Annotated in this window: 13 protein-coding genes; 12 read left to right on the plus strand and 1 reads right to left on the minus strand. The window is 68.6% G+C overall.

The features are described from left to right. Positions 1-860: 860 nt before the first annotated feature. Positions 861-2,276: a hypothetical protein gene (locus ABZ717_RS27695; protein ID WP_358515918.1), complete on the plus strand. Its 1,416-nt coding sequence runs from the start codon at positions 861-863 to the stop codon at positions 2,274-2,276. A 47-nt stretch (positions 2,277-2,323) separates the two neighbouring features. Here the strand turns inward: ABZ717_RS27695 and ABZ717_RS27700 are convergent, their stop codons facing one another. Then, positions 2,324-3,076: a GntR family transcriptional regulator gene (locus ABZ717_RS27700; RefSeq protein ID WP_358515921.1), complete on the minus strand. Its 753-nt coding sequence runs from the start codon at positions 3,074-3,076 to the stop codon at positions 2,324-2,326. 349 nt (positions 3,077-3,425) lie between these two features. On the opposite strand from ABZ717_RS27700, the gene ABZ717_RS27705 reads away from it, so the two are divergent. The 11 genes from ABZ717_RS27705 to ABZ717_RS27755 all read left to right on the plus strand — a co-directional run bounded on the left by ABZ717_RS27705 (position 3,426) and on the right by ABZ717_RS27755 (position 9,291). Further along, positions 3,426-3,665: a hypothetical protein gene (locus tag ABZ717_RS27705; RefSeq protein ID WP_358515924.1), complete on the plus strand. Its 240-nt coding sequence runs from the start codon at positions 3,426-3,428 to the stop codon at positions 3,663-3,665. An 82-nt stretch (positions 3,666-3,747) separates the two neighbouring features. Then, positions 3,748-3,963, plus strand: coding sequence for a hypothetical protein (locus ABZ717_RS27710; RefSeq protein ID WP_358515927.1), 216 nt, complete (start codon positions 3,748-3,750; stop codon positions 3,961-3,963). After that, complete coding sequence (locus ABZ717_RS27715) at positions 3,960-4,238, plus strand: hypothetical protein (RefSeq protein WP_358515930.1); 279 nt, start codon at positions 3,960-3,962, stop codon at positions 4,236-4,238. The genes ABZ717_RS27710 and ABZ717_RS27715 overlap by 4 nt, the downstream gene beginning before the upstream one ends. Next, positions 4,235-4,429, plus strand: coding sequence for a hypothetical protein (locus tag ABZ717_RS27720; protein WP_358515932.1), 195 nt, complete (start codon positions 4,235-4,237; stop codon positions 4,427-4,429). Before ABZ717_RS27715 ends, ABZ717_RS27720 begins: the two co-directional genes overlap by 4 nt. Then, the gene (locus ABZ717_RS27725; RefSeq protein WP_358515935.1) at positions 4,429-4,563 is read left to right on the plus strand and encodes a hypothetical protein; all 135 of its coding nucleotides are present in this window, start codon (positions 4,429-4,431) and stop codon (positions 4,561-4,563) included. Before ABZ717_RS27720 ends, ABZ717_RS27725 begins: the two co-directional genes overlap by 1 nt. Beyond that, positions 4,560-4,757, plus strand: coding sequence for a hypothetical protein (locus ABZ717_RS27730; RefSeq protein WP_358515938.1), 198 nt, complete (start codon positions 4,560-4,562; stop codon positions 4,755-4,757). Before ABZ717_RS27725 ends, ABZ717_RS27730 begins: the two co-directional genes overlap by 4 nt. Beyond that, the gene (locus tag ABZ717_RS27735; RefSeq protein ID WP_358515940.1) at positions 4,757-5,914 is read left to right on the plus strand and encodes a hypothetical protein; all 1,158 of its coding nucleotides are present in this window, start codon (positions 4,757-4,759) and stop codon (positions 5,912-5,914) included. The genes ABZ717_RS27730 and ABZ717_RS27735 overlap by 1 nt, the downstream gene beginning before the upstream one ends. 129 nt (positions 5,915-6,043) lie before the next feature. Further along, positions 6,044-6,295, plus strand: a complete 252-nt coding sequence (locus tag ABZ717_RS27740) for a hypothetical protein (protein ID WP_358515943.1) — start codon at positions 6,044-6,046, stop codon at positions 6,293-6,295. Then, the gene (locus tag ABZ717_RS27745; protein ID WP_358515946.1) at positions 6,288-6,725 is read left to right on the plus strand and encodes a hypothetical protein; all 438 of its coding nucleotides are present in this window, start codon (positions 6,288-6,290) and stop codon (positions 6,723-6,725) included. Before ABZ717_RS27740 ends, ABZ717_RS27745 begins: the two co-directional genes overlap by 8 nt. A 56-nt stretch (positions 6,726-6,781) precedes the next feature. After that, the gene (locus ABZ717_RS27750) at positions 6,782-8,785 is read left to right on the plus strand and encodes a hypothetical protein (RefSeq protein ID WP_358515948.1); all 2,004 of its coding nucleotides are present in this window, start codon (positions 6,782-6,784) and stop codon (positions 8,783-8,785) included. 152 nt (positions 8,786-8,937) lie between these two features. Next, a complete protein-coding gene (locus ABZ717_RS27755) occupies positions 8,938-9,291 on the plus strand; it encodes a hypothetical protein (protein WP_358515951.1) in 354 nt (117 codons plus the stop codon). Positions 9,292-10,182: the final 891 nt, after the last annotated feature.

Genomic DNA, 10,182 nt, shown 5'->3' on the forward strand with positions numbered 1-10,182 from the left:
CTCGATCGGGTCCTGGTGCTCGTGCTCCTGGAGGACGAGATCGGTAGGACCCTCGCTGGGCGGATCCCCTCGAAAACGGGGGGCTCGTGGTGGGGGTCCATCCCGTCATCCGTCGGCGCCCTTCGGGCGATCCCGCGCGGTGGTGGGTGTCACCCGAGCTTGCTCGGGCTTGCCTCCAGGGCGTGCCGGATGGACCGAGTGAGGAACGAGCTCGCAGCCATCCGGTGCGTTCTGGAGGTGACTCCCGCCGCCGGGTGGGATAGGTCTTGACCGCCGGTGGATGAGGGGATGGGGCCGCGCCACCCCGGACCTTGGCCACAGTGCACGCCGCACCCGGCCGCCGGTCCCCTTCCCCATCCTGGATTCCCGAGGCTCCCCCGGAAGGGGAATGTCTTTTCGTGACGACGCCCAGGTCTGATGACCTGGGCGTTTTTCGCGGTCTCGGGTGTGACTGGAGAGGGCGGGGTGTGGATGTGCGCCCCTGGGCCGCTGGAGTGGGGCAGGATGGCCCCAGACATGACGAAGGGCCGGATGTGGAGTCCGGCCCAAGTCATCAGTGATTCAGATGTGTTCAGTGTTCGTGTTCGCCCGGATGCGGGGTTGCCGCCCCATATGCATCCGGCCTGACCCGACCGGCGTGACCGGTCTAGATCGAGATCGTGATGCATAGCGTACCCGTTTCGCCCGACAGGGCGAAGACTTCCCGTGGGAAGTCGTCCACCACTCACTCACCCGCGCGTGCCGGGTCGCCTCAGCCCCCCACGGACGAGCGCGTCCGAACCATAGGGCAACAGAGTTTCCCCCCCCCCTCATCAGCCAAGGTGGCGAAGGGGTCTGGTGCGGCGGAATCCGCACGTCAGATGCGTGAAGACCGGGCGGAGGAGCGGCGAAGCGACCGGTTCGCGAACCGGCGGCTCTTGTGGAAGATCAGCGGTGAGAAGAGTGTCCAGTGCTGCGGGCGCGGGGCGGTGGACTCCGGGGCCGGGGTCACCATCCGATCGAAGGGGGACCGGGCCTACGTGTCCGGGATCACCCGCTGCTCGAAGATCTGGCTTGACCCCGTGTGCTCCGCGAAGATCCGCGCGAACCGGTCGGAAGAGGTGTCGGCCGCGCTGGTCCGCCACATCCAGTCGGGTGGGACCGCGTACATGGTCACGCTCACTCTCCAGCACCACCGGCGGCACGACCTCGAAGACCTCCTGGAAGGGCTCAAGGACGCGTGGAAGGCGCTCCTGAGCGGCTCTCAGTGGGCCGGTGATCCCAAGAGGGGCCGGCAGGGGGAGCGGGCGCGTATGGGCGTCCTGGGGTTCGTCCGGAGCATCGAGGCGACCTTCGGTGACACGCACGGCTGGCATCCGCATCTTCATGTGGTGCTTTTCCTGGGTGCTCGGCAGACGCCGCGCCCCTCGATCCCTCGGAAGAAGGACCGGCCCGAAGGCTGGGTCAAGCCTGAGTGGGACCCGACCCCGGTGGAGTACTTCTCGGTGCCGGACCCGTCCTGGGACCGCTCCGAGATGACCCCGGAAGCCGCGGTGACCGCTGCCGACTTCGAGCGGATGCAGGAGCGGTGGTCGCGCTCGTGGGAGAGGTGGACGGAGAAGCACGGGTTCCGGGCCGGGGGCAAGCACGCCATCAAGTGGGATCGCATCGCCTCGGTAGAGGACGCGGAAGCCCTCGGTGAGTACGTGGCCAAGGTGCAGGACGGCAAGGAGCACGAGGAAGGGCGTCGGTGGCACGTCGGGCAGGAGATCGCCCGTGGTGACCTCAAGTCCGGTCGCCAGATGGGGGCTGGCGACGGCAGGAAGCCGAACGAAACCCCGTTCGAGCTGCTGACCAGGTACCGGAAGCTCCAGAACATGACGGCTGACCAGATGGAAGGTCTCGCCAAGATCGGGGTGGATGTCGGCAAGGAGCTGCGGAAGATCCGGGGGATCTGGGCCGAGTGGGAGCGCGACACGAAGGGCTGCCGCGCCATGGAGTGGTCCAGGTTCCTGCGGTCCGCTCTGGGGCTGAATGAGGAAGAGCCAACGGACACGGAGATCGTGGAGCAGGACGAGCACGGCGAGGAACGCGCGCACCTGTCCGCGTCTGCGTGGGCACGTGTCTGCCGACTCGGGATGGACTACAAGGTCCTCCGCGCGGTGGAGACCGGCGGGGTCGCTGAGCTGGTGGTGCTGCTGGCGAAGATCAACCTGACAGCCGACTCGACAGCGGACTGGATCGACCAAGAGCGCAAGCTGCTGCCGAACCGAGGTCGGCCGGCACCTCTGGCCTGACATGACGAAGGCCCGCCCCCAACCGGGGGCGGGCCTATTCGGCGTGCCTACTGACCGACTTCCCAGTCGTACTCCAGCGACCACTGGTGCACCGGCATGACGTGCACCGTCACCTCGACGGGGGCCCCTTCGGCGGTGAACGCGACGTGGTGGATCACGTAGACCGGCTGATCCTCCGCGAGCCGTAGGACCACGGCCTCGTCTGGTGCTGGCATGCGGACGGTGATCCGCTCGCTGAACCGGGCGACCGGGTAGCCGAGATCCGCGAGACGACTGTAGGTCCCGCCCGGCCCGGTGTCCTCCTGGGTGATCGGGGTCCCAGCCGCGATCGACCACGGGACATAGCTCGTGGCGATCTGCACCGGGGTGTCGTCCGCGCGCATGTGCCGCCGCCGAATAGCGGCCACTTCGTCGACCTCGAACCCGAGTGAGTCCGCAACATCGCTGGGAGGAGTGACCGGCCCAAGCTCGACGAGTTCCGAGTGCGGCTCGTGTCCGAGGTCGCGGACCTCGGTGGCGAAAGCGCCGCGGCTCTGGCCGCGCTCGCGGGCCTCCTTCGTGTACCGGGCGGTGGCGTTGCGCAGGATCGGGGCGATCTCGTGCACCACGGTCCCCCGGCCGCGCTCGACCCGGACCAGGCCCTCGGACCTGAGAAGTCGAATCGCGCGGTTCACCACGGGGCGTGAGACGCCGTGCTGCGCCGCGAGGGTCTCCTCGCTGGGCAGTGTCGCGCCGCGCTCGTAGTCGCCGCGCTGGATCGCTGATCGGATCTGACCTGCGATTTCGGCGTACTTGCTCATGTGGCCTCCAGTTCCTCCGTCATCAATTTCTACCAGGGTACTTGACGTATTACGTCTCCCACGTTGTAATACCAGTGTGCCCAAGGCACAGCGTCTGAAAAGACGTAATACCCGGTGACGGACTCCGGTGAGCAGGGGTGATCTCTGCCCACCGCGTGGAAGCCCGCAGGTGCTTGAGCTTTGAGAACTGAACAGTGTGTCGGCACGCACCCCCTGGGGTGCCTGTCCTTCCCGACCACCCGCACAGCGGGTCACGCGGGAAGCGGCAGGGGCTACCAGGGATCGGAAGCCCTTGTCCGTCCCACCCGTCCTGTGGGGCGGACACCCACGTCAACGAACTGGAGAACCAATGCCCGAGCAGACCACCGCGCCGTACTTCTACGTCCTGGTCCTGAAGATCCAGACCGGCGGCCACAGCATGAACCACGCCATCGTCGAATCGCGCGGCCCGATCGACGTCCCTGTCGGGGGCCGGGTCAACCAGGTCTTCGAGGAGATCCGCACCCGGATGCTCGAACAGGCCCACGAGCAGGGCATGGGCGGCAACGCCACCACGGAGTTCTGGTCCCTGACGCCCGACGCCCTCTGACTGACCCCCGCAACGAAATGAGCCCCGACCGGATGTGACCCGGGCGGGGCTCTCGCACACCCACGGAACTGGAGTAACGCAGATGCGACGTCCCACCATCATGCCGCCCCGGGCGGGCGGCCAAACCCTCGACCTCGACGTGTCCGCCCTCGCGCACGTCATCGACAACACCCACGACCCGCTCCTGTTCGCCCCGGCCGTGGCCGGCGAGACCGACACCGAGCGCGCCGCCCGACTGGAAGCTGCGGCCGACATCCTCGACGACCTCCTGGGCGAGATCGCGGGGTGGTCCGCGTGACCGGCACCGAACTCTGGAACCGCGTGATCGTGGTCGTGCTGGCGGCGTCGCCCCGTCAGGCCCTGGAGCGGATCGTGATGGCCGTCGCCCTGGTGGTGCTGAGCGGCTGGTTCCTGATCAGCGGCCTGCCCCACGCCGTCTGGCTGCTGCCGTGGGGGATGGCGCTGGTGGGCACGGTCTCCAGCGTCCTGGACGTCCTGCTCCTCGCGCTCAACGACGACAACTTCGACGACGAAGACGAGGACGGCGAGTCGGGTTGGGAGCTGGGCGCATGACCACCCCCACCGAAGACCTCGTGGCCGTCGCGATCGGAACCGCACTGCTCGTGGTGCTGCTGGTGATCGGAGCGTTGCGAGTCGCTGCCGGCTACCGCCGCACCCGCGCCACCCTGCGCCGCTGGGGCCGCACCCGACTGGTCATCACCCAGGCCGCCCGCCGTCGCCGCCGCGCAAGGAGGAGCCGCTGATGTTCGTGCTCACCACTCTGGCCGGTCTGGCCGTGCTCTACCTGCTCACCCACCTGATCATCGGTCAGCCCTGGATCGACACCCGCGCTGACCGCGCCACCCTCGCCCGCTTCTCCCGGAAGGACCACTCATGAGTCTTCGCACCCTCGCTGACCTCCTTCTGGGTCGGCACCCGATCACCGTCTCCCGCCGCACGACCTCCGGTATCACGCACGTGGTGACTGGCCGACTCCTTCGTGAGGACGCCGGACGCCTGGTCGTCGTCGACGACACCGAGACCGTCCACCACGTGCACACGCACGCTGACCTGATCGTCGGGAGGGCCTGATGGGGAAGAAGGACACGTCGCCGCAGCCGTCGTCGCCGGTGACCGCCGAAGAGATCCAGCGCACGGTGCAGGCCGCGAAGGCACTGGAGTCGATCCCGGGGCAGGAGCTGCTGGAGGACCCGGCGCTCAACCCCGCGACCCGCGCGAAGTACGACGCGCTGACCGCTGAGCGCCTGGAGGCCGCTCTCCAGGCGGACCACCGCCGCAAGCTCGCCGAAGCCAAGGAGCAGGCGCGCCTGGCGGAGGAAGCGGCGCAGGTGGCCGAGATCATCGACCAGGCCCGGAGGGCGACGTCCCCGGCCCGCACGATCATCGACATGAGCCGCCACCAGAAGACCTTCGGCCGAGTCTCACTGGCCGCGTCCCTGCTGCTGAGCGTGGGGTCCGCGATCGGACTCGGGGCTCTGGTCGAATCCCAGGGCGGTCCGATGCCGGTCGGGTGGGTCGCTGAGGTGGGCCTGACCGGCCTGTCCACGGCCGTCATCGTCTGGCGCGGCCTGCTGGCCCGTGCCGGGACGCAGGTCGACGATCGGACCGGACGCCTGTTCCTGGCGCTGATGGTCGTGCCCCTGCTGATCTCGATCGTGGGGAGCTACTTCGGCACCGGCCCGGTCGGGGTGGCCTGCTCCCTCGGGAGCGCGCTCTTCGCCGGACTCACCTACCTGATCAACACCTCCGCCTCCGACGCCATCAAGCAGTCGATCACCAAGATCGACACGACGAAGAAGGAGCCGTCCGAGCAGACCGCTCACACGGAGACGCCCCGTGCGAGCACTCTGCCCCGCCGAGCCCCCGGAGACACCCTCGGGGAGGACGGCGAGGCCCTGGCCGACGACGTCGCCGAGTTCCTGCGCTCACACGGGCCCGGCCCGTCCGAGCACCCCCGCTCGCACGGCGAGATCGAGGCCCCTGACGAGTCGGAGGAAGGGCAGGTCAGCCCGTCCGAGCGCCCCCGCTCGCACGGCGATGAAGACCGGCCGCTGACCGCACAGGAGCGGCGCCGTCTGGAGGGGCTGAAGAACAGGGAGCGGGTGGCCGACTTCCTGTACGAGCACCCCGACGCCACCCACGCTGACGTCGCGGCCGCGCTCGATCTCGGGGTGTCCACGGTCCGCCGGATCCGCAAGGAACTGGAGTCGGGGGGCTCCCATGGATGACCTTCGACCTGTCCCTGAGGCGGACCGGTGCCGGGAGCCGAAGCGGCACCGCACCCCCGACACCGAGCGGTGCGCCTTGTGCGCGGATCAGATGCCGCTTCCCGGCTTCGAGGTCTTGGAGGTGTCCGGATGACCGCTCGCGACTACGCCGCCGCGGTGATGGGCGTGATCGGGCGGGCCTTCCTCGCCCTGGACGTCTACCTCGCCGCCCGCCTGCCGGGTGACCGCCGCCCGCTGATGTTCCACATCCTCACCGTCGCCGCGTGGCTGGGCCGCACCTGGCGCCGCTGCCTCGACGAAGTCCGCACCCGCCGCTACGGCCCCGGCCGGGGCCTCATCGCCGTCGTGATCAACAAGAAGAAGGGCACCCCCCATGTCTGACGACATCGAAGACGTCACCGCCGCTCCCGAGGTCAGCGAGGCCGACCGCGAGTCGGCCCACCAGGACCTGGAGCGCTTCTTCAAGAAGCTCTCCCGGATCAGCTTCGACACCGCCTCCGACATCGACACCTACACCACCAAGGTCCGCGACATCTCCAAGAAGTTCGCCGTCGAGCTGGAGTTCGCGGCGCAGGACCTCGAAGAGCGGCTGCGGGCGGTGCCCGGGGCCACCGAGGAAGAGACCGGGGTCGTGATCGCGAGGAAGGCGGCCAAGGTGGCCAAGCACCTCAAGCAGGCGGCCCGGGAGGCCCGGCAGATGGGCGGGGCCGCCGCCCGCACCTGGGGGTCGCTCAAGACGAACTTCGCGGACCAGATGGGCATGGGTGCCCGCCGCAAGAAGCCCAAGAAGATCATCAAGCTCAGCGAATAGCACGACCAGGAGGGGCGCACGATCGTGCGCCCCTCCCGCCTTGGGAGGAGACGGGCATGGGCAAGTGGGACGACATCGAGGTCTGGGACGTGGCACCCAAGCCGAAGAAGAACAGCAGCGGCGACTCCGGGGCGGCCCGGTACGTGCTGCCGTGGGCGGCCACGGCCGCGATGATCCCCGTGGGGTGGCTGGCGCACCTGGCGTGGGGGGACGCCGGGGCCTCGACCGGTCTGGCTGCCGCCGGCATCACCGCCGTGGGCGGCGCGGTGACCTGGGTGGCGCACCGGCTGTGCCGCGCACGCACCTGGTACGCCGCCGTGATGGCTCCGGCCGTGACCGGCGGGGCCACGGCCTGGATGGCGGTGGCCACCGTCGCCGGGGTGGGCCGGCCCTGGGTCGACCTGCTGATCCTGGGCGGCGGGCTGCTGGCGGGGATGAGCAACGTGCACACCTGGCAGAAGACCCAGAGCACACCGGGGAAGACGGTGTTCGACAAACCGCTCCCGTCCTGGGACGAGATCGCGGAGACGGTAGGCCTCAAGGGCACCCGGATGCGGGTCAAGGAAGAGAACGAACTCAGGAAGGTGGGCGTGGTCCAGCTGCGCCCCGGCGACACGGTGGAGGAGATCCAGGGGTCCCTGTCCGCGATCGCGTCCGCCCTGAAGCTGCCGCGCCGCTCCGTCCGGGCGGTGGAGGACCCCAACGACTGCTCGCAGGCCGAAGTCACCATCATCAAGCGCGACGTCCTGCGCGACCCGATCGAATGGCACGCCCTGGACGAGAAGGAGGTCGGGATCTCGCTCGCGGACGCGCCCTTGGACCTGGGCATGTACGAGGACGGTGTCCCCTTCACCGACGACCTGTTCGACCACCACACGATGACCGTGGGCACGTCGGGCTCTGGCAAGTCCACCTACGCCAAGCTCAAGGCCGTCCGGGTCGCGGCGCGCTCTGACGCCGTGGTCCTGGCGGTGGACGTGGCCAAGGGCAAGCAGACCCTGGGGCCGGTCGAAGGCGCGATCCTGTGGCCGGCCTACACGATGAAGGACACCCGCGCGCTCCTGGGAGCCATCAAGCGGGCGGTCACCGCACGGGCGGACTACCTGGGCAGCAAGGGGTTGGGGAACTGGGAGAAAGGCTGCGGCCTGACCTTCCTCCATGTCCTCCTTGAGGAGGCCGCACAGCTCGTGGACATCGAGGAGATCGTCACCCTCGGACAGCTGGCCCGGTCCGCCGGGATCCACCTGGAAGCGAGCCTCCAGAGGGCGACGTACACCAACATCGACACCGACGCCAGGAGCAACTTCAACAGCAGGATCTGTCTCGGACTGGCACCGGAGGAGGACGCCTCCAAGGTGCTGCCCGAGCAGGTCATCGACGCCGGGGCCGCCCCGGAGCAGTGGGCGGACAGGAAGCAGGGGTGCGCCTACGCGGCGGTCAAGTCCGCAGACCCGTCACGGCACGCGACTCCGATCCGGTTCCACAACGCCTCCAACGCAGACCTGGCGGCGGCCGCGGCCGCTCTGCCCGAGCAGGACGCCAAGCTCGACCCGATCACCCGCCGCGCCTTCGGTGCGGCCTACGCCGAATACCTCGCGGCCCGCACCACCGACGCCGGCACCGAGGTTCCCGACATCGAGGAGCTGCCCACCGTGCCCGACACCCCCCAATCCCTGACCGAGGACTACGACGACTACGACCAGGAGGACGACGGCGACGACTACGTGGAAGAGGAAGTCGAGCACATCGGCATCGACTCCGAGATCGGGTTCGAGGAAGGGGAGGTCGACTTCGTGCTCCCGCCCCGCCCGGAGCCGAAGCTCACCGCGGCCGAGTGCCGGGAGCGACTGGCCGCGCAACTGGCCGCGTGGGAGGGCGAAGGCCGGTTCGAGTTCCGCATCAACGATCTGATCGCGGCCCTGAAGGAGCGCGGGGTGGACCGGTCCCGCACCTGGGGGATCGGGGAGCTGAACCGCCTGACCGAGGCCGGCCGGATCATCCACCACGACGGCGGAAAGTTCGAAATCGCGGTCCAGGACCGCGCCCTGGCGGGCGTGTAGAGCACCTGTCAGATCAGGTGTCAGAACGACTGTCAGAAGGGTGTCAGAGAGGGTGTCAGACACTCCTGACACCCTCTCTGACCTCTAACTCCCCCAAAAACGCCGGGGCGTGCTGTCAGAGGCCGCGCCTCGACTCTTCGAGAGGAACTTCCATGATGACCCCCGACGAACGCAACCGGATGGACTGCCACCGGTGGCAGGTGCTCTCGGCCCGGGTCCTGGTGGACCTGGAGACCGCCGCCGCCAAGGCGGACCTGCCGGTGCTGCACTGGTCCGTCTCCAACGCGAAGCTGATCGGTCGACCGGTGCCGTACCGGTCCGCTGACGAGATGAGCGCGGACTGGAAGGCGTGGGTGAACCACCTCGACGCCGAGACCCTCGACGACATCACGCTGACCACGGGCACGAAGATCATGACGGCCACGACGACCCGGTCCCCCGGGCGCGGCCACATCGACGTCGAAGTGGTGTTGCTCGCTGACATCCCCACCGAAGACGAGGACTGAAGATCTTGCTGAAGGCCCGCCCCATTGGGGCGGGCCTTCCTGCATTCCAGGCCCACTCGATCGAGGTCGACTCCGAGGACTTCCACCAGGAGCACATCGAGATCGAGGACCAGGAGCACCGAACACGCCACTGCATTCCTCAACGGAGGGACCGAGGACCGATCGAACCGGACCGATCAAACCTAGGCACTATCAGTGATCGAGGGCGGGCACTCCTTGACACTCGCAGTCGTGGGGGTCGCGCGGCGGGGTGCCGGCCCGCCCCAGTGCGCGAGGCCAGCCCCGGCCGGTCGGGCGAGTGCGGCCGCGATCCCGGGAAGCGACCCGCCGCGGGGATCGACCTCGATGTCGTGGTCCTGGCCCTCGATGTTCTCCATGCGCTCATCCTCGCGCCGGGGTCCGAGATCGACCGGAATCGTCCGCCGGCGCTCCGATACAAGAGCTCACCGTGTGGCCCCGGGTGGCTATCTCGAAGAGATACAAGAGCTCACCGTGTGGCCCCGGGTGGCTATCTCGAAGAGATACAAGAGCTCACTCAAAATCCCGACACGCCGACGACCGGTGATCGCAGATACCTGCGCACTCCAGGTTCAGGACGACACGCCGACACGCCGGTATCCCAGATACCTGGGTACATCCCGTTGCCTGTTGCCCTCGATCCGGGAAACGGGAAACCCGCACCTTGACGGCGTACAGGTGTCGCGCCGGCTCCCTCGTTTGAGGAATGCACGGGCGTGTACCTGACCTCGATCACTAGTAGTGCCTAGGTGTGTGGCGTCGTGATGGGGATCTGGTCCTCGATCGGGTCCTGGTGCTCGTGCTCCTGGAGGACGAGATCGGTAGGACCCTCGCTGGGCGGATCCCCTCGAAAACGGGGGGCTCGTGGTGGGG

Source organism: Nocardiopsis sp. NPDC006832, from assembly GCF_040635885.1.
GTDB lineage: Bacteria > Actinomycetota > Actinomycetes > Streptosporangiales > Streptosporangiaceae > Nocardiopsis.